Origin of the sequence: 'Nostoc azollae' 0708 (assembly GCF_000196515.1) — a bacterium.
In the GTDB taxonomy this organism is placed as follows: Bacteria; Cyanobacteriota; Cyanobacteriia; order Cyanobacteriales; family Nostocaceae; genus Trichormus_B; species Trichormus_B azollae.
The window spans coordinates 2,432,887-2,450,800 of the sequence record NC_014248.1; the positions used below are offsets into that span (position 1 = coordinate 2,432,887).

General features: G+C 38.5%; 16 protein-coding genes and 5 pseudogenes. 9 read left to right on the forward strand and 12 right to left on the reverse strand.

What is annotated here, in order from left to right:
* Positions 1 to 22 precede the first annotated feature (22 nt).
* Both AAZO_RS11120 and AAZO_RS11125 read right to left on the reverse strand, forming a co-directional pair.
* A pseudogene (locus tag AAZO_RS11120) lies at positions 23 to 680 on the reverse strand (YqiA/YcfP family alpha/beta fold hydrolase).
* A complete protein-coding gene (locus tag AAZO_RS11125) occupies positions 677 to 1,546 on the reverse strand; it encodes a FecR domain-containing protein (RefSeq protein ID WP_049790678.1) in 870 nt (289 codons plus the stop codon). Before AAZO_RS11125 ends, AAZO_RS11120 begins: the two are co-directional and overlap by 4 nt.
* Positions 1,547 to 2,159: 613 nt before the next feature.
* Between AAZO_RS11125 and AAZO_RS11130 the strand changes: the two genes are divergently transcribed.
* The 3 genes from AAZO_RS11130 to AAZO_RS11135 all read left to right on the forward strand — a co-directional run bounded on the left by AAZO_RS11130 (position 2,160) and on the right by AAZO_RS11135 (position 3,302).
* Positions 2,160 to 2,573: a hypothetical protein gene (locus tag AAZO_RS11130; RefSeq protein WP_013191318.1), complete on the forward strand. Its 414-nt coding sequence runs from the start codon at positions 2,160 to 2,162 to the stop codon at positions 2,571 to 2,573.
* A 39-nt stretch (positions 2,574 to 2,612) separates the two neighbouring features.
* Positions 2,613 to 2,840 carry a hypothetical protein gene (locus AAZO_RS33680; RefSeq protein WP_144031283.1) on the forward strand — a complete coding sequence of 76 codons (228 nt, stop codon included), beginning with the start codon at positions 2,613 to 2,615 and terminating at the stop codon, positions 2,838 to 2,840.
* A gap of 279 nt (positions 2,841 to 3,119) precedes the next feature.
* Entirely contained in the window at positions 3,120 to 3,302 is a 183-nt protein-coding gene (locus AAZO_RS11135; protein ID WP_013191319.1) for a hypothetical protein, read from the forward strand.
* Positions 3,303 to 3,382: 80 nt separating this feature from the next.
* Here the strand turns inward: AAZO_RS11135 and AAZO_RS11140 are convergent, their stop codons facing one another.
* Entirely contained in the window at positions 3,383 to 4,201 is an 819-nt protein-coding gene (locus tag AAZO_RS11140; RefSeq protein WP_013191320.1) for a sulfurtransferase, read from the reverse strand.
* A gap of 22 nt (positions 4,202 to 4,223) precedes the next feature.
* Here AAZO_RS11140 and AAZO_RS11145 point away from each other — a divergent pair.
* From AAZO_RS11145 to AAZO_RS30005, 3 genes and pseudogenes are all read left to right on the forward strand, one after another.
* A pseudogene (locus tag AAZO_RS11145) lies at positions 4,224 to 5,104 on the forward strand (tRNA (5-methylaminomethyl-2-thiouridine)(34)-methyltransferase MnmD).
* 70 nt (positions 5,105 to 5,174) lie between these two features.
* Entirely contained in the window at positions 5,175 to 6,530 is a 1,356-nt protein-coding gene (gene glmU, locus AAZO_RS11150) for a bifunctional UDP-N-acetylglucosamine diphosphorylase/glucosamine-1-phosphate N-acetyltransferase GlmU (RefSeq protein ID WP_013191321.1), read from the forward strand.
* A 418-nt stretch (positions 6,531 to 6,948) separates the two neighbouring features.
* A pseudogene (locus tag AAZO_RS30005) lies at positions 6,949 to 8,278 on the forward strand (IS701 family transposase).
* Between the two features lie 152 nt (positions 8,279 to 8,430).
* Here the strand turns inward: AAZO_RS30005 and AAZO_RS11170 are convergent.
* The 7 genes and pseudogenes from AAZO_RS11170 to AAZO_RS42485 all read right to left on the reverse strand — a co-directional run bounded on the left by AAZO_RS11170 (position 8,431) and on the right by AAZO_RS42485 (position 12,464).
* A complete protein-coding gene (locus AAZO_RS11170) occupies positions 8,431 to 9,384 on the reverse strand; it encodes an isoaspartyl peptidase/L-asparaginase (RefSeq protein WP_013191322.1) in 954 nt (317 codons plus the stop codon).
* 81 nt (positions 9,385 to 9,465) lie between these two features.
* Positions 9,466 to 9,627, reverse strand: a pseudogene (locus tag AAZO_RS30010) (DUF2256 domain-containing protein).
* 47 nt (positions 9,628 to 9,674) lie between these two features.
* Positions 9,675 to 10,433 carry an ATP-binding protein gene (locus AAZO_RS42465; RefSeq protein WP_338027132.1) on the reverse strand — a complete coding sequence of 253 codons (759 nt, stop codon included), beginning with the start codon at positions 10,431 to 10,433 and terminating at the stop codon, positions 9,675 to 9,677.
* 153 nt (positions 10,434 to 10,586) lie between these two features.
* A complete protein-coding gene (locus AAZO_RS42470) occupies positions 10,587 to 11,129 on the reverse strand; it encodes a hypothetical protein (protein ID WP_338027133.1) in 543 nt (180 codons plus the stop codon).
* A gap of 60 nt (positions 11,130 to 11,189) precedes the next feature.
* The gene (locus AAZO_RS42475; RefSeq protein WP_338027134.1) at positions 11,190 to 11,444 is read right to left on the reverse strand and encodes a hypothetical protein; all 255 of its coding nucleotides are present in this window, start codon (positions 11,442 to 11,444) and stop codon (positions 11,190 to 11,192) included.
* 3 nt (positions 11,445 to 11,447) lie between these two features.
* The gene (locus AAZO_RS42480; protein ID WP_338027135.1) at positions 11,448 to 11,834 is read right to left on the reverse strand and encodes a GAF domain-containing protein; all 387 of its coding nucleotides are present in this window, start codon (positions 11,832 to 11,834) and stop codon (positions 11,448 to 11,450) included.
* Between the two features lie 219 nt (positions 11,835 to 12,053).
* Positions 12,054 to 12,464, reverse strand: a complete 411-nt coding sequence (locus AAZO_RS42485) for a hypothetical protein (protein ID WP_338027136.1) — start codon at positions 12,462 to 12,464, stop codon at positions 12,054 to 12,056.
* A gap of 252 nt (positions 12,465 to 12,716) precedes the next feature.
* Between AAZO_RS42485 and AAZO_RS11180 the strand changes: the two genes are divergently transcribed.
* The gene (locus tag AAZO_RS11180) at positions 12,717 to 13,850 is read left to right on the forward strand and encodes a quinone-dependent dihydroorotate dehydrogenase (RefSeq protein ID WP_013191323.1); all 1,134 of its coding nucleotides are present in this window, start codon (positions 12,717 to 12,719) and stop codon (positions 13,848 to 13,850) included.
* A gap of 68 nt (positions 13,851 to 13,918) precedes the next feature.
* Here AAZO_RS11180 and AAZO_RS11185 read toward each other — a convergent pair whose 3' ends face one another.
* Both AAZO_RS11185 and AAZO_RS11190 read right to left on the reverse strand, forming a co-directional pair.
* Positions 13,919 to 14,665 carry a hypothetical protein gene (locus AAZO_RS11185; RefSeq protein ID WP_013191324.1) on the reverse strand — a complete coding sequence of 249 codons (747 nt, stop codon included), beginning with the start codon at positions 14,663 to 14,665 and terminating at the stop codon, positions 13,919 to 13,921.
* Between the two features lie 1,029 nt (positions 14,666 to 15,694).
* Positions 15,695 to 15,922 (reverse strand): transposase family protein, encoded by a 228-nt coding sequence (locus AAZO_RS11190; RefSeq protein WP_013191325.1) that lies wholly within the window; start codon positions 15,920 to 15,922, stop codon positions 15,695 to 15,697.
* A gap of 221 nt (positions 15,923 to 16,143) precedes the next feature.
* Here AAZO_RS11190 and AAZO_RS37990 point away from each other — a divergent pair, with 221 nt between their 5' ends.
* Positions 16,144 to 16,347 carry a hypothetical protein gene (locus tag AAZO_RS37990; RefSeq protein ID WP_228371619.1) on the forward strand — a complete coding sequence of 68 codons (204 nt, stop codon included), beginning with the start codon at positions 16,144 to 16,146 and terminating at the stop codon, positions 16,345 to 16,347.
* Between the two features lie 148 nt (positions 16,348 to 16,495).
* Positions 16,496 to 17,743 (forward strand): annotated as a pseudogene (locus tag AAZO_RS30015) (IS701 family transposase).
* The last annotated feature ends 171 nt before the right edge of the window (positions 17,744 to 17,914 follow it).

Genomic DNA, 17,914 nt, shown 5'->3' on the forward strand with positions numbered 1-17,914 from the left:
GTTATAAGTTATCAGTTGTCACCTAATCACCATTTCCCAGTTGGCAAAATGAGTGAATAGCCTGCCAAATCTGGGCTGTAACATTTCCCAAAGACTGCTCACTATCGAGTTGTATCAATTCTACCCAAAGACCTGCTCTCACAAAGTCCAGACTAGCTTGAATAGGGATCACTTCATCTTGTTTACCGTGCAGAATCAAGGTGGGAAGAGGACGTTGTAACAAGGATTCCTGGTATTGGGCGGCATCTGTGACGAAATTATACCTTAAAGGTAATTCTCGTCCTTCCCCATAGTCATACACCAAGAGATATTGTTCTTGCTACCAACTTTGGATCTTTTCTGATCCCAACTTGGGCAAACAGTGGGATAAAAACCCAAAAGCAGGTGGTAGCAAAACCAGGCGTTGCACTTGTGGGTTTTGCTGTGCCAGCAGATATTAAACCACCCAAACTAAAATCAATCAGAGTTAGAGGTGCATAATGATCAGGAAATCCAGCGGTTACTTGATTGATTTGACGGGTAATTATCAGATGAGAAAAATCACCAGTATTTAAATCGGGAACTTTCAGCTTGATCTGAATTTGGGTAAAGCGATCGCACAAATCCTTCGCTTTTGTAGATTGAGGAATCGACGCAAAACCTTGAAGATATATGCATGAACTATCTGTAATTAGCTTCATTGATTGTTGCTATTGCTACCGCCTTGATTGGGACAGCCTTGATTGGGACAGACTTGGTTGCCACGGACCTGGTTGCCACGACCTTGACCAGGATTATTATTTCGTCTATTTTCGCGGATGATGTCTCCGTTTCTGATAAACAGATCAAATGGTCCACGAAGATTACCCACATTAGAGCCTCTTTCTAAATTGTCTCTTAAAGGACGGTTGATAAGTTTTTGTTCTCGCCCAAAATCTCTATTATTGGAGTTTTTGTTATAGTTCTTGTTAGAGTTCTTGTTAGAACCACGGGCGTGAGAACTCCTCCGTAGAAAAGATGGGTTTTTAATTGCACCCTGACCCATGATAGGTTTTTGTGTAACTACCGCTGCGGCGGTTTGAGCTTGAACACTGGCTAATTCTGGATCTGGTAAGGGAGAAGAATTTTGCTTAATCAAATCAAAGCCACGCACCAAATTGCTATTTTGATGGAAATGTCTCAAGTCAAAATCATATAAACCTTGAAATTCGCCTTTAACTACAACCATTAATTTTCCTGCTTGCAGAACCAAACTTTGGGAAGATTTCTTGTTAACCACTTGAATACGACTATTTGTCAGCTCACCAATAACAGTAGTCTCTGATTCTCGGTTATAGCGAACAAATAATGCCGAACCGCGAATAGCAGCATCGGCATTTGGTGTATTAATCTGTGTTTGATCCCTGCCTGGTGGAATGAGTAGCAAAACTGTTCCGTTATAGAGTGTGGAATCTCTCGTTTGGGGCCAAAATTCAAACACGGCTTGTTCACCAATCCGCGCTACAGAACCATTATTAAAACATAAATCCGCTAGGGAAGCTTGACCAGTAGATACAACACACACCATCTGCAGGAGTAATAGTGTCTAGTTGCCGTGCAGGTTGGCTCTGAGATTTATCTTTGGGAATCAGCTCCACCATATTACGGAGTTGCTGAATCTCCGCTTGTGTGAGAGAAGTTATTGCATTTGCTGGACTTGCTGGTGATAGGACTGTAAATACGCATAGTCCTAGTACTAATAGTGGTAAAAACTTAGTCAACATAATTGGGAATCTCTCTACATTTAACGGTTTATAAACTGGTTGACTTTGAGGTAATAGATTTATCTATCTAATGACATTTGTACCAAGCTTATTTAGTCAAACACCTTTAATTAACTTATTTATTTTCTTGTTACATCTATTTTAATAAATAAAACACTTAATAGCTAAAAAATATACTATCCGTTTATATACAATTGAGGTTAATGATAAGTTCAAGATTTATTCCTTTCAATAATCTAATAACTGCTTATTTAGAGCTAAATGCTGATTGACAGCACTTTGGTTATTGCATTATCATAGCTAGATATACAAAATGTACACAGGACAAGGGTTACAGAGTTTGACTGTGTACCTGACCGTTGAGCAAGGTGATGTAAGCAAAAACTGCCATTCACCAATAATATTGAAGTTTGTCAAATGCAATCAACACCATACAAGATACAACCCAAAATAGGAAAAAATTTGTTGTTGGCGATTTTATTGACTTTTAGTGGTGGAAAATGGTGTTGCACTAGTATCAAAACAGCCTGGACTTCCCAATTAGAAACAAAAAATTCTCAACTCGACTTAGTGTCAAATATAACATATTTTGCTTTGGCAGATACAAATCAGCAACCTAGCCATTTATCCATAAAATTCCTAGGAACACCGTCAAATATAGAACCAGCAAATATTCAGCAGCAATCTGACATAGTGCAATTAGAATTTCCGACTGATCGTGTTGCTAGGTTATCTTCTCAATCAAGAGAAGCTCTTTTAAATCCACAATCACCACACTCAATGGATGATAATGAAGAGACACAGATCCAGATTTTTCAACAACAAGGATAAGCAGAACAGTCTGCTAAAGAATTAAATGAAGAACAAGAATTGAGGTTACGAGTACGACCAAGACTGCTAGAAGAGATACCAATTCCATCACAACAAAAACCAGCATATCAGTGTCAACCGATAGGCTATTTGCGGGGTTATGTGGGTTATTTCCAGACAAATAATATTTTCCCGACAAATGATAGGAAAATCCAGGATAGTTTAATTTCTTCTGGACTGACACTAATTTACACAATCCTCTCCAGGTGGGCCTTAACTATCAGTTGAATTTGTAAGACTTTACCGAACAGGACAGAGAAGACCAATTCCACCGAGTATTTGGACATTTAATTAAATTTAGATTATCGTGCTTCTGACACAAGTAATATATATTTGCAGGGTGGTTCAGATTTTGGTGGTTCTACCACTCCCAATGTTGATTTTTCAGGATGGTTTTTCAGTGTTAATCCCCGATTTGAAATAGGTAGATTTTAATCATATGAATAAACAAGAAATTTGTTGAAAGCTTCCTTAAAATAAAACCACCTCTTGTAACGATATGAATTTATGACATACAGCCCTACCAAAGTCATCACATTCGAGCAATTCTTAATTGAGTATGGGGACAACTCCTGTTATGAACTTATTGATGGAGAATTACGTGACATCGAATCGACTGGTCTTCATGAAGAAGTTTCAGGAAATATTGCTCGTATAATTTATGCAGAAATTCTGGGTTTCAATTTGTGAGAATTCAGCTATCAAAAGAAGGAGTTCAGGAGTTTCTTTAAGTTTTAATTTTTAACTTATTTATCCCTAATTCTCTATTACTAATGACTAATCCAATCACTCCAACTACCAGCATAAAGCTTACCTGTGGAAATGCCAGCTATTTCTAAAGAAAGTAAATTTACACAAGCTGTAACACCAGAACCACAGTAAACTAAAATCTCTTTATTTGCTTCTAGCTGTTCCCATCTTTGACGCTGTTCTAACTGGGGAAGTAAGAAACCGGAAGCATCGGTAACTTCTTGCCAGGGATAGTTTACAGCACCGGGAATATGTCCAGCAATTTTATCAATGGGTTCTCGTTCTCCACGATAGCGATCACACTCCCTAGAATCTACTAAAACTATATCTGGAATATCTTTGAAATTTTTAACATAAGTATAATCTACGACTTTTCCAGTTCTTAAATGAGGTGTTAAAATTCCCTTCTTCGGTACTGGAGTCACTTGAGAAACAGGATAACCAGCTTTTTGCCAACCACCAAAGCCACCATCTAAAACAGCTACATGGTCATGTCCTAAATAGCGCAATAACCACCACAGACGAGATGCAAAAGCAAAGCGTGAATCATCATAGGCGACTACCAAAGTTCTTTGTGAATTAACCCCGATATTCGCTAATTTATTAGCTAAATTATTGATATCAGGTAAAGGATGTCTTCCCCCATTTTCTCCCATAGGACTAGATAAATCTAGACTTAAATCTAAATAGTAAGAATGAGAAATATGACTTGCTTGATATTGCTTTTGTCCTAATTGTGAATCAGCCAAAGAAAAACGACAATCAACAATCAGAACCTGGGGATCATTAAGATGTGCAAATAGCCATTGGGAAGAGACAACAAATTGATGATTAGTCATGAGTGTATTTTTAATATGGAAAATGTTAGATACAGATAATTTTACACCTCAACAAACACAAGATGCTTCATTTACCTTCTTTTCTCAAGAATTTAATCAAGCTTTTCACAGTCATTATGGAGCAAAACAAGAGAGTTATCTAAAGTTTGCACTTTCCACTCAAGTACAGACAGTAGCCAAAAACGGAATAGTCAGAATTTTAGATGTTTGTTATGGTCTAGGATACAACACAGCCGCAGCCTTGGAGGTAATTTGGCAAGAAAATTCTGCTTGTGTTGTGGAACTTATTGGTTTAGAACTAAATCCAGAAGTTCCCAAAGCAGCGATTAGGCAAAATATATTTAATAATTGCGATGACCAGTATAGGAAAATTTTGACCGAACTGGCGTTTAAACACTATTTGCAAACAAATCGCCTACAAGCCAAGTTATTAATAGGTGATGCTAAAAAATCTATTCAGGAAGTACGTAAATCTGCTTTTTAAGCGGATGCTATTTTTATAGATCCATTTTCACCTCAGCAATGTCCACAATTATGGACTATAGAATTTATACAACCATTAGCCTTCTGTTTACATCCAGACGGTTTATTAGCTACTTATTCCTGTGCTGCTGCTGTACGCACTGTACTTTTATCTGCTGGGTTGATAATAGGTTCTACCACACCAGTGGGAAGACGCACTCCTGGTACAATAGCCGCATATCCGCAAGATGGGGAAAAAACATGACGGAGATTTATCCTATTTCACTAGCAGAAACAGAACATTTACAAACTCGTGCGGCTGTTCCTTACCGTGCTCCTATATTAAGTGATAATACTGAGGTAATAATTAACCGACGACAACAAGAACAACAACCATCTTCTCTAGAACCTACTTCGCCATGGAGAAAAAGATGGGATTAACTGATATGATTTAAGGCTGAATCTGAAAATACTAAAAACATTGCTCATTGAAACTTAGTGATAGTTAATTATGGTTGTTGTAGCAATTCTCGCCGCAGGAAAAGGCACAAGAATGAAATCTAATCTACCTAAAGTTTTACATTCTTTGGGTGGAAAATCCTTAGTTGAGCGTGTTATTGAAAGTGTTGAACCTCTTTCACCTGCACGCAGGTTAGTCATTGTTGGATATCAGTCTGAAGAAGTGAAAACTGCTTTGACTAAAATTTCTGAAGTGGAGTTTGTGGAACAGACTGTACAATTAGGTACAGGTCACGCTATCCAACAATTACTTCCTCATTTAGAAGGTTACACTGGGGATTTATTGATTTTAAATGGTGATGTGCCTTTGTTACAGACTGAAACTTTGAAAAATCTTTTACAAATTCACCAAGAAAATCAAAATTACTGTACTATTCTCTCTGCACAATTATCAAATCCTAAAGGTTATGGAAGGGTTTTCCGTACCAGTGAAGGTATTGTACGAAAAATAGTTGAGGATAAAGATTGCACTCCTAATCAAAGAGAAAATAACCGTGTAAATGCGGGGATTTACTGTTTCCGTTGGTCGGATTTAGCAAAATTTCTACCTCATTTAGAAGCTAATAATGCCCAAAAAGAATATTATCTTACAGATGCTGTTACTCAAGTTGGAAAAGTGATGGCTGTAGATGTGGAAGATGACCAGGAAATTCTGGGAATTAATGATAGATTGCAATTAGCAACAGCTTACGATATCTTGCAAAGACGCATTAAGGAAAAATGGCTTATGGCAGGTGTGACGCTAATTAATCCTGCAAGTATTACCATTGATGAAACGGTAGAGTTACAACCAGATGTGATTATTGAACCTCAAACCCATTTGCGGGGTAAAACGGTGATTCAATCTGGTAGTCGTATTGGCCCTGGGAGTTTAATTGAAAATAGCCAATTGGGTGAAAATGTGGCTGTTCAATATTCTGTAGTTACAGATAGTTTTGTGGAAGCAGGAACGAAAATTGGACCCTATGCTCATTTGCGTGGCCATGCTGAAGTGGGTGCTAATTGTAGAATTGGTAATTTTGTGGAGTTGAAAAATACAGAATTAGGTAATCGCACTAATGTAGCACACCTCTCATATCTGGGTGACACCACAGCGGGAACTCAGGTAAATATCGGTGCGGGAACCATTACCGCTAATTATGATGGTGTGAAGAAACATAGAACCAGGATAGGTGATCGCACCAAAACTGGTTCTAATAGTGTTTTAGTTGCACCTATTACTGTGGGTAATGATGTGTACATAGCCGCAGGTTCAACGGTGACAGAAGATGTAGAGAATGATGCTTTAGTAATTGCGCGGAGTCGTCAAGTAGTGAAACCAGGTTGGAAGAGAAAAGCTGAAAGTTGACGTTTTGTAGGGTGCGTTACTAACGCACCTTTTTATGCAAAAATTTGATTACTACTTACTTGATAAATTACCTGTTCTCGTACTGAATTTGCACCAGCTACAGCTATTTCCTCCCAATCACTATCTAATAGTAAAATACCCAAGAGCAACTTTAATAAATATCGATTAGATATAAATTCACCAATTGGTTTAAAATTTCTCCTAGTGCTGATAAAGCAGCCTGTTTAGGTAATTGTAGTCTTTGAATCAAGTTTTCCTGTGCTACTTCTACTGCTGTGTTTTCTCCTATACCCCTACAAGCAAAGCTGTTAGGAAGTGTCTTGAGTGGTTATATGTTGTTAACGGTACTTAAACAAAAGTTAAGAGTAAAAAGGAGTATGGTGCGGTTTCGGTGTAGCTTTCACGTTAAAAGAAGCTGATGAAAGAAACCACTGGCGCAGCAATGGCACCATGGTTTGAAAGATGGTGTTAAAGAGTTGATGATGTATTTACTCATCAAGGGGAAAAAAGAGAGTTTAGACATTATTTAGGGGGATGATTGGGTGAAAGTGAGAGAAAAAACCTATTTCAAATGGCAGAGAATGCCCTAGGGGTGACCTACCACCGATTACACCACGTTTTAACTGAAGCACCTTGGTCCAGTTCCCAAGTCAATGACCGTCAGTTAGAGATTATGAACAAGTATAGTCAGAGGAGAATCACCAGAGGATTTAGCTTAATAATTGATGATTATGACCATAGAAAAAGGGGGAATTTTAGGGATGGAGTAGGAAGAAAATATATTGGAGAAATTGGGAAAAGGGATACTGGAATAGTAGTAGTAACAACACATACATCTATTATGATGCCAGTAAAAGCTTACCATTAGATATAGAGTTATATCACCATGGTGGATTCTTTACTCAAAGGGAAACAAGACCCTCTATTTGAGAATAAACCTGAGTTAGGAATTAAATTAATAGATCTAACTTTAAGGAATTAAATTAATAGATCTGACGTTAAGCCGTGGTTATCAACCAGGAATAGTAATTATAGATGCTGGATATGGCCACAATACATCTTTCTTATTAAAGATAGAAAATCGGAATTGAAAGTATTTAGGAGGATTAGGTAAAAATCCTAAAGTCCTTGCCAGTGACCAAGAGGATAGTCCACAAATAATTAGGTTAGATGAATTAGTACAAAGTTTACCCCAAGATGAATTAGTACAAAGTTTACCCCAAGAGGCTTTTACAGAAATTGAACTGGAGTTAGATAAACCCAAAACATTATGGGTAGTAACTAAAGAAGTAGAAATATCACCCTTAACTAACTGGAAAGGGGAATATTGCTATCGTCATCAACGCTTCAACTTTCTCTCAAGCCACTGATATTGACTACTTTATGACCAATATTTCTTCATCAATTGTCACACCCCAATGGATAGTTGATACATATTCTCAAAGAAATTGGGTAGAAGTTGTTTACAGAGAACCCAAGGGATGGTTAGGACTCAAAGAATATCAAGTTGGAGATAAAAGCAGTTAACTGCGCCATTTTATTTTGGTTTTCTGTGCCTACACTTTTATTCTTTGCCATCAGTGGACTGGAGGATTAAGACCAAGGTGGGCTAAGAAACCTTTGAATACTTTACTGAAGCTTTAGAAGCGTTGAGAACAGCTATATCTTTTCTATTGATTGATTGGTTCAACTTGAATCCGGACGTGTTTCCTTCTTATCAAGCTAGTTTGGCCTACATTTGGGCTTGATTCTTGTTTACGTCCCGGTAACACGGGATAAAGCTAAGAAAGAGGATTAAAATTGTTAAAAATAGTGAAAAACCCCTACATTGGCTAAGTTAGTAGGGGTTTTTCTTTTGCAGAGTCTCAAGTCTCAAGATGAGGCGTTAAAAAAATCCTCCTCAACAATAGCCAATCAATTCCCCATCATTCCATTCCAAGGTATCGCCGATGGTATCACCATTGTGATAGGCAGCCAGCAATATTTCACTGGTTTTACCATAGGATATCGCGCCAGTGGCATCAAGAGCTATCGCACCCAAGTCCCGTTCATTCTTACTAGCTTCAGTGAATGAGCGCAACATAGCCTTTTGCAAAGACATTCCATCACTAACCCGGATGACAATCTTGGCTGCTAAACACTCATCAATAATGTCTTCACCAATGCCAGTACAACTTACACCAGCATAACTAGTGGCATAATTTCCCGCTGGCATAGCAGAATCACTTACTCGTCCAATGCGCTCAAAGCCTTTACCACCAGTGGAAGTACCAGCCGCTAATTTACCATAGCCATCTAAAGCCACCACACCAATCGTACCCCGTCCCGCATTAGAACTTTCTGCCATTTCTGGTTCTGCAACTACGCCAGCCATAGTCCTTTTAAAATTATCGTCCCGTTCTTGTATCCACTCCTTCAGCCGCAAATCAGTTAAAGGATTGTAACTGGGAACTTGTAACTCTCGCGCTAACTCCGCTGAACCAAAATCAGACAATACCCTATCTGGTGAGTTTTGCAGAAATAGCGCCATTTCAATCGGATTTTTCACCCGTGAAACATTAATCACACCACTAAACCGCCTTGATGTACCATCCATCAGAGAAGCACTCATACGGATTTGAGCATCAGATTGTAAAACAGAACCAGTACCAGCATTAAAATGGGGGTTATCTTCCAACATTTGACAACCCCGGACTACAGCCTCGGAAGCGCTTACACCTGTCACCAAGAGTGAATAGACTTCCTCTATTACAGCATGGAGCGATCGCCTTACAGTCTCCAATCCTCCCTTACCTTGGAGAGAACTACCAGCCCCACCATGAATAATTAACTTAGGTTGTACCTGTAACTTCATCTATTTGTTTTTGTGTAGCTTTAACAGTTATCAGTTATCAATTGTCAACTGTCAATTATTTTCTCAGTCAACAATAAAAATTCACCTATCCCCTTTAGCTTCAGAAGGACAACGACGGTAACGTTCTGAGCAGTATTTAACTTCATCCCAACAATCTTGCCATTTTTTCCGCCAAGTGAAGGGGCGTTAGCATACTGGACAAATTTTTTGAGGCAAGTCAGATTTAGAACGAGTACGTCCCATAAAAACTTTAGATTTTAGATTTTGGCATGAAGTATTTAAAACATAGCTTACTCCTGGCTCAATATTGAGGCTGAAGTCCTTCCCAAGGTATTACCTAAAGTATTTCCTTCCCAATGATGAGGTGCTAAAGGCAATATTAAACGACTGACTACTTGAGTATCTCGTAACTGATATATCTGTAATTCTCCTCCTAATTGCTTGATTAGTTGTCGACAAATTAGTAAATGCAAACCTGGTGGTTGATTGAGATGCGACGAAGCAAGTACATCATTGGATGTATTATCATTTAGCTCTGCTAGTAGCTGTTGATCAACAATGCCATTATCTATAATTGATATTTCCAGTAATCGCTCATCTATGGGACGACACCAAATATCAACTCTGTCACCTATTGGAGAAGGTTTACACGCATTAGCCAATAATTCATAGATAACTAATTCAATCTTCACAATGTCGCCAGCTGTAGCCAATGGAGATGGCCTAGGCGAAGTGATTAGCTCTCCAGATGAGGAAGTATTTTTGGGTGATTCTACTTCTTCTAGGGGTTTTCCTAAACCATGTACACCTATCCAAAGTTGTTGCTGCTTAACTACAGCATCTACTCTTTCAGTGGCTCGTTTTAACAAACCACAAATTGTCATAGTTTCCCAACTAAGATGTAATTGCCACTGCTCTTGTTTGATGACTCCTGTCATTGAGTTGGCAATGTAATTTAACTGCCGCAAGACGAGCTTATAACGCATTTGAGTTAGTTCATCGCTGGGAATACCCAAATCACGAATTTGAGCCAGTACCAACCCTGACATTCTATGAATTTCTTCTAGACGACCATGTTTGTACCAGTTGAGTTCTCGTAATTCTTCAGTATTGAATTTGAGGTTTTGAATGGTTTTTTGTTGACTGTGCCACCAAGCTAATTGAGTAATAAGAGTTACTGTAGCACTGAGTCCAAGTTCTGACTATTCTTTTTCTCCATAATCTGCCATCAATACTATACCTGTGGGCTCAGAATCATCTGTACTATGTAATGCCATGACAAATACTCGACTCCGGTCAGGAATAGCTAACCATTGCCTTGTTTCTACTGGCAAATCATAACCTTGAAAAATCAAATAACTCTGATGTGCCAATGCCAACTCAATGAGAACATCTCTGTTGATGAAAATCCGTACATCTGCAATAACGCTAAATTGATAATTGGTAGTTACACCGTAAATAATTTCCGCCCGATTCTGACCTTGATTCCAGGTGAGGATGATAGCGAGGGGACATTGCAAAACAGTGGCTATTTCTGTGAGAGCATTTGACTCGGTTGTGTCAGTTTCAGATTGAATGAGTATGTTTGGGTATTTTTTAAAAATTTTGGCGATTCTTTGTTGTTCTTGACTGATAATATTGAGCTGTCCATTCCGAACGATAACACCAATATACTGACTGATTACCCACAATAATTGTTTTTCCAGAGTTGTCCAAGCACGATGACTGTTATGAGTAATTATCATTAATAGGTCAGGTTTATGACCTTGAATGCAGTTGCAAATCAAAAGTGATCGCACACCATTTTATAATAACTGTTTATGCCAACTCAATAAACGTAGATCATGTTCTAGGGCTTCAATATCTATCGCTTGTTTGGCATTTTTCAACAGATTAAAATCTATCTCTGACAGAGGGGTAGGGGTAAATTTCCAAATGGGGCGATTATTTAATACCCCTTGGTAAATCACTTGATAAATATCTTGATTATAATCATACTCTAACAGCAAAAATCGCGTTGCCACTAGTTGTTCTAAAAGTCCTGTAGAACAAGGATGCAAGGTTTATTGTAAATCTTGCTCTTGATATACTGCTTGGGCAAATTTGAGCGTTAGTTGGTAACTTTGTTGAATTTGCTTGATAGTAGTTTCTATTTTGTCTGTGGGAACTCTTAAGGAGAGTAACGCAGCGACACCTTGAATAAAATTTTGATCTGCTTGGTTCCAAATTCGTGGGTTGGTGATTTCTACAGCCACAAAGCCAAGTAAGTCTTTTTGCCAGATGATAGGAGCTGCTAGGAAAGAAAGGACTCCTAACCGTTGTAACAGTTTACCTTGGGCATGGCTTTTCAGGGAACTGCTGGATTCACTGATCCAGACTAGTTGGTTAACCGCTAAAGCATAATACACATCGCCTAACTCTTGCACTGTTATGCCTGCATCAGCAGGCATAACAGTGCAATCCCTACCTATATTTACCAATTGACTGCCCATGCGACACCAAAAATAGTGTCCTTCCCTTTCAAACCAGTAGGTATTTGTGCGAGTGGGAGAGATAAATTGATGGGTTGCGTCTACTAACGCTTCTAGCTTTTTATTGAGTTGGTCGGAGGATCGTAAATTTTCTACTAGTTTTAGTAATAACTCCGTGGTAGAATTATTGGGGTTGTTTTACAGATTGTTTTCCTTTTGATTTTGCTCCAGCACTACCCCCAGTTCACCTATCACTATCAAGAGTTTTGCTCTTGTGTCTCCAGCCAGTAAATATCCCCACTGTTGTGAACCCAATAATACCACACCTAAGCAATTGTCTTTATACCGAATGGGTAAGATAATTTTCCCCTGGATATTATATTTAGCAGCTACCTCTTGCCATTCAGGAACGCGGAGTTCTCCCCGCAAATTAGTTACACTTACAGGACATAATTCTGTAACCACTTGCGTTAATAAATTTCCGGGATTGAGTAAAACGGATCTTGTTAAAAAACTTGTCTCTCCATCTGGTGTAATTCCTGCCTTCCCATATAATTTTCTGCCTACTTGGTGATAAATAAAGAGCAAGCCAGATAAATTGGTAGTCAAACTGTTATCTTAGATAAGCAATTGTCGTTGTAATCAGAACTTCAATATCATTTTCCTCTCTCAGTATCTGAGGAATTTTCCCCAAAGACTGGATTTGTTGTTCGGTGCCTATTGGTTTTTTTGGCTGCCCCATCTGATTATCCATGGACATAAGTTGTAGTAATATATTGAAGATGCCCTGAAAAGAATTTGGTTTAATCCTGGATTTGGTATCAGATAATAATGGTAATAATTGGTAGATGTTAAGCTAGTTTGGATATTTATAAAGCATTAATCAGTCCTTTTTTATTTACTCTGGTAAAAACCGATCCAGAGTGGTTACACCAACAAACGCTACGTAGTTTTATTTGGCTGTCACAAGCAAGCTATAATCCGTCTGCTAGATGGTTAAGATCTAGACTGCAACAGTCTATATGTTTATATGATACAAGTCTGGAACAAAATTTGTTTGGACTAAAGTTCCTTAACCCTGTAGGTTTAGCCGCTGGTTTTGATAAAGATGGAGTTGGTGCTAGTGTTTGGCCTAGTTTTGGCTTTGGCTTTGCAGAATTAGGTACTGTGACTTATCATACCCAACCAGGTAATCCTCCTCCCCGGTTGTTTCGTTTACCTTTAGACAAAGCAGCCCTGAATCGCATGGGCTTTAATAATTCTGGTGCGTATGCAATGGCAGCGAGATTAACATCTAGTAATCAAGAAGAATCTCGGTCAATACCCATAGGCATAAATTTGGGTAAATCTAAGATAACACCCTTAGCAGCAGCAGCACAGGATTATCTGGAGAGCTTTCGATTGCTGAAAGATTTGGGTGATTATTTTGTTGTTAATGTGTCTTCTCCTAATACACCAGGATTACGAGCGCTCCAAAATGCGGCCGTCCTCGGTCATATCTTGGATTTATTACAAACGGAAAACAAATTACAGAAACCACTATTTGTCAAGATAGCACCGGATTTAGAATGGGATGCGATCACTGACATTATTAATCTTGCCCAAACTTATAAACTCGCTGGTTTAATCGCCACCAACACCACTATCAGCCGAGAAGGACTCAAAACCCAAATAATTGAAAAAACTGGTAAAACACCTCAAGAAGAAGCCGGAGGAATTAGTGGTGCGCCATTATGCGATCGCTCCACAGAAGTCATCCGGTTTATTTACCAGCAAACCCAAGGACAAATCCCCATAATTGGCGTTGGTGGCATTTTCACCCCTGAAGATGCCTGGGAAAAAATTACAGCCGGTGCCAGTCTCATTCAAGTTTATACAGGCTGGATTTATGAAGGACCGATGATGGTACGCCGCATTCTTAGTGGTTTGTTGACCAAACTAGAAGAAAACGGCTTAACCTCCATCAGCGAAGCAGTGGGAACAGTCAATTCGTAATTCGTAATTCGTAATTAAATTACATCTATTCTTTAATTTTGAATTTTGAATTGATTTATCCCTACATCCTATTCTTCCAAAGGGAAAAACTCCCTAGACTTGCGAGAATAAGACCAAGCAATCCCATCTGGGTCACGGCTGCGACTCCATTCGGAAAAATCTGGATCATTACGTCGTTTGTAAACAGTGCTGGAATAAACACCCAGCCGCTTGGCTAGTTCCGATTGAATTAGAGAGCCAAAAACTAACTGTTCTTCCAGCTGTTTTGTGAGTGCCTCATGAGTAGCTTTAACTGTCACTTCTGGTAAGGATTCATCTAGTGCTTCTTCCTCCTCTTGCTTTTCCTGTGGGATGGGTGGAGGTGGAGCCAAAAGTGATCGCACCTCAGCAGTTACAGGTCGAGGAGGAAGTTTTTCCACTGGGTCACTACTATGAAGTATGTCGCTAAGAATACTGGCATTTATAAAGTAGTAGGATGGACTCTCATTTTCAGAGTCAAGCAAACTAGCACCAAATTCCTTTGCTTTTCGATCCAAGTAGCGTTTTGCCTCATTCCCAGAAAAATTACCCTTTAGTGCCAAATCAATCGGTGTAATCTTTCCTTGGTTTTCCTGAATCAACTGATAAAAAAGCGGGTTTACTTGCTCACACCACTTTTCCCATCTATTTTGCTGCCAAAGGTTTAAACCCATCACCAACAATAAGACTAGCAGTAAAATTCTCCAGGTGTTGACGAGGAAAACAATCAAAAATGATATCGGCAAAATTAGAACAAGAAAGCTTTTGCCGTAATTTTCTATGGTTTTTTCACTCATGGTGAATTTATGCCAAGTGAATTTTTGCAAAATAATATTATTATCTTGGCAAAAATTGGGACGTTTTTTTGTATCCATTGGCAAAATGGCGGCAAACTATTTGGCAAAAGCTACTTAAAATAGGGAAAAAGTGATATATGAAAACAACATCAGGAATTTTTCCCTACCCACTTGGTAACTAAAAAATACGTATGCTACAGTAGCTTACAATAAAGATTCACAAAGAAGCTAGCTTTTAAATGTAGTGGATAGCTCAAATGCTAGAGCACCCACCTTGTATTCTTAGGCCAACCTATCAAGGGTTATTGCAATGTTGTAAATTAAAATGCCCTTAGTTAAAACTCCCGGAGATACAGACTAACTTCCTGCTTTGCTACACCCAAATTAATTTTAGATTTTGGATTTGAAATTATTTTTTCTAAACTCTAACCTTTGAGTTTTCCTGCGGGGATAGCTCAGTTTGGTAGAGCCTTGAAAGGTGTAAAACCCATAGTCCTTGATTTCAAAAATTGCCTGAAAAGGTCGATTTATTGACCTTATTCCTCATTTTAAATTTTTCATTTTGAATTGTTTTACCGGGTTTCCCTTATTCGCAACTTGCCTTTGAGACCGATGAATGTAGGGTGCTCGGATTATATCTCGAAAGAGGTTAGCAGGTATGTCTTCGGCACGCTAGGAGAACTAATCCCGGACCCACCGTTTTTTGTTTCGTGCAAAGACGCAAAGAGGAAGAGGAGAATAGAATATAGAGGTCCAAAAATTTAGAAAGGAGTATGTGTCTAGCTTTCCATAGTGTTAAGATTAGGAAAGAGCCAAGGGAAAAATCAGGGTTGGGAATAGTTACGGATAGTTCCTATCCATGAAGATGTTGATGACAAATTCATAACTGACCTCATATCCATAACATTTATGAAATGGGCAACACTCATGAACCAATTCCTAATGTGACTAAACCACAAATCCTAAGAATTACTTGTGAGTAAATTGGGGAATCCAGGGGAGATCTTTATTGAGGTACCCGGAATGTTTTTACAAGTCTAATGACCTGTTCAACAAAAATACCCTTGGTGGAAAACTCTTTGTTTCCTGCCTTTTGTTCTGAGTCACCATGGCATAATCGCTATCATGTTTTTCTACCTGTTCAAGGACACTAGGAGGGAAAACATCTCGTAATATCTCTAGCCAGTAATAAAATGTGTCCTTTGCTTCCGTTTTCCATATACCGAAATGCAAACCTAAAACCTCAAATGTTGGCATTTTCCTCCAATAGAACAAGCATAGACATACCTGTTGTTTTATCTCTAGTTTCCCTTTCCCTCTCCTCCTTTCTGATTTATACCTATGTTTTTACTTTCTATGTCACCTTGAAGTTCCTTATGGTGCATTTCACCTTGGGCTAACAAGTCTTAAAACTGATGGTTAGTTATTCCCAGTATTTCTTTTATACTATGTGGATGTTCTTGAATATAGTTAATTTAGTGGATTTTTCCTTTTGGTACACCCTCAAAATTCCCTTCTACCATTTTTTTCACACCAAGTTAATTTTCCTGACAGGTCTATTATTAGAAGTTTATCGTTTTGAAGCAGGACGCAGAACTCTCATATTTCAACTAGTGGATATTAGGCAATTACTTCAGGAAATGTCTGGAGAATTAGACCCCCTAGCTCAAGAAAATCACTAGCTATCAATCTGGATCTTTCTGATGATTGAAACAGCAAAACTATCATAGCGGGACTTAAACAAAAGTTAAGAGTAAAAAGGAGTATGGTGCGGTTTCGGTGTAGCTTTCACTTTAAAAGAAGCTGATGAAATAAACCACTGCCTCAGCAATGGCACCATGGTTTGAAAGATGGTGTCAAAGGTTTGATGGTGTATTTACTCATCAATGGTAAAAAAGAGAGTTGAGACATGATTTAGGGGGATGATTGGGTGAAAGTGAGAGAAAAAACCTATTTCAAATGGCAGAGAATGCCCTAGGGGTGACGTAGCAGCGATTACACCACGTTTTAAATGAAGCACCTTGGTCCAGTTCCCAAGTCAATGAGCATCGGTTAGAGATTATGAACAAGTGTAGTCAGAGGAGAATCACCAGAGGACTGAGCTTAATAATTGATGATTATGACCATAGAAAAAGGGGGAATTTTAGGGATGGAGTAGGAAGAAAATATATTAGAGAAATTGGGAAAAGGGATACTGGAATAGTAGTAGTAACAACACATACGTCTATAATGATGGCAGTAAAAGCTTACCATTAGATATATGAGTTATATCACCACGGTGATTCTTGACCCAAAGGGAAACAAGACCCTCGATTTGAGAATAAACCTGAGTTAGGAATTAAATTAATAGATCTGACCTTAAGCCGTGGTTATCAACCAGGAATAGTAATTATAGATGCTGGATATGGCCACAATAGGTCTTCCTTATTAAGGATAGAAAATCGGAACTGAAAGTATTGAGGAGGATTAGCTAAAAATCCCAAAGTCCTTGCCAGTGACCAAGAGGATAGTCCACAAATAATTAGGTTAGATGAATTAGCACAAAGTTTACCCCAAGAGACTTTTAGAGAAATTCAACTGGAGTTAGATAAGTCCAAAACATTATGGGTAGTAACTAAAGAAGTAGAAATATCAGCCTTAAGTGGAAAGGTGAATATTGCTATCGTCATCAAGGCTTCTAATTTCTCTCAACCCACTGATATTGACTACTTTATGACCAATGTTTCTTCATCAATTGTCACACCCCAATGGATAGTTGATACATATTCTCAAAGAAATTGGGTAGAAGTTCTTTACAGGGAAGCCAAGGGATGGTTAGGACTTAAAGAATATCAAGTTGGAGATAAAAGCAGTTGACTGCGCCATTTTATTTTGGTTTTCTGTGCCTACACTTTTATTCTTTGCCATCAGTGGACTGGAGGATTAAGACCAAGGTGGGCCAAGAAACCTCTGAATAATTTTACTGCAGCTTTAGAAGCGTTTAGAACAGCCATATCTTTTCTATTGATTGATTGGTTCAACTTAAATCCGAACGTATTTACTTCTGAGCAAGCCAGTCTGGGCTACATTTGGGCTTGATTTTTGTTTACGTCCCGTTAGGCGAGCGCTTAGAATCACATCATCTATTTACTAACCTCATTGGTAACGGCATCAAATTTATAAATTCCTATTCGATCACTCTTCGTCTCAACTACACAATTAATGTTAACCATAATCTGATCATTGAAATAGAAGACACCAGTATAGCTA

Bases quoted from the DNA above. Each gene is read 5' to 3' on its own strand.
- AAZO_RS42480 (WP_338027135.1), bottom strand. From the start codon at position 11,834: ATGCCTGCTGATGCAGGCATAACAGTGCAAGAGTTAGGCGATGTGTAT.
- AAZO_RS11190 (WP_013191325.1), bottom strand. From the start codon at position 15,922: ATGCCAACATTTGAGGTTTTAGGTTTGCATTTCGGTATATGGAAAACG.
- AAZO_RS11130 (WP_013191318.1), top strand. From the start codon at position 2,160: ATGCAATCAACACCATACAAGATACAACCCAAAATAGGAAAAAATTTG.
- AAZO_RS11140 (WP_013191320.1), bottom strand. From the start codon at position 4,201: ATGACTAATCATCAATTTGTTGTCTCTTCCCAATGGCTATTTGCACAT.
- AAZO_RS42465 (WP_338027132.1), bottom strand. From the start codon at position 10,433: ATGTCAGGGTTGGTACTGGCTCAAATTCGTGATTTGGGTATTCCCAGC.
- AAZO_RS11135 (WP_013191319.1), top strand. From the start codon at position 3,120: ATGACATACAGCCCTACCAAAGTCATCACATTCGAGCAATTCTTAATT.
- AAZO_RS11185 (WP_013191324.1), bottom strand. From the start codon at position 14,665: ATGAGTGAAAAAACCATAGAAAATTACGGCAAAAGCTTTCTTGTTCTA.
- glmU (WP_013191321.1), top strand. From the start codon at position 5,175: ATGGTTGTTGTAGCAATTCTCGCCGCAGGAAAAGGCACAAGAATGAAA.
- AAZO_RS11170 (WP_013191322.1), bottom strand. From the start codon at position 9,384: ATGAAGTTACAGGTACAACCTAAGTTAATTATTCATGGTGGGGCTGGT.
- AAZO_RS42470 (WP_338027133.1), bottom strand. From the start codon at position 11,129: ATGATAATTACTCATAACAGTCATCGTGCTTGGACAACTCTGGAAAAA.
- AAZO_RS11125 (WP_049790678.1), bottom strand. From the start codon at position 1,546: ATGGTGTGTGTTGTATCTACTGGTCAAGCTTCCCTAGCGGATTTATGT.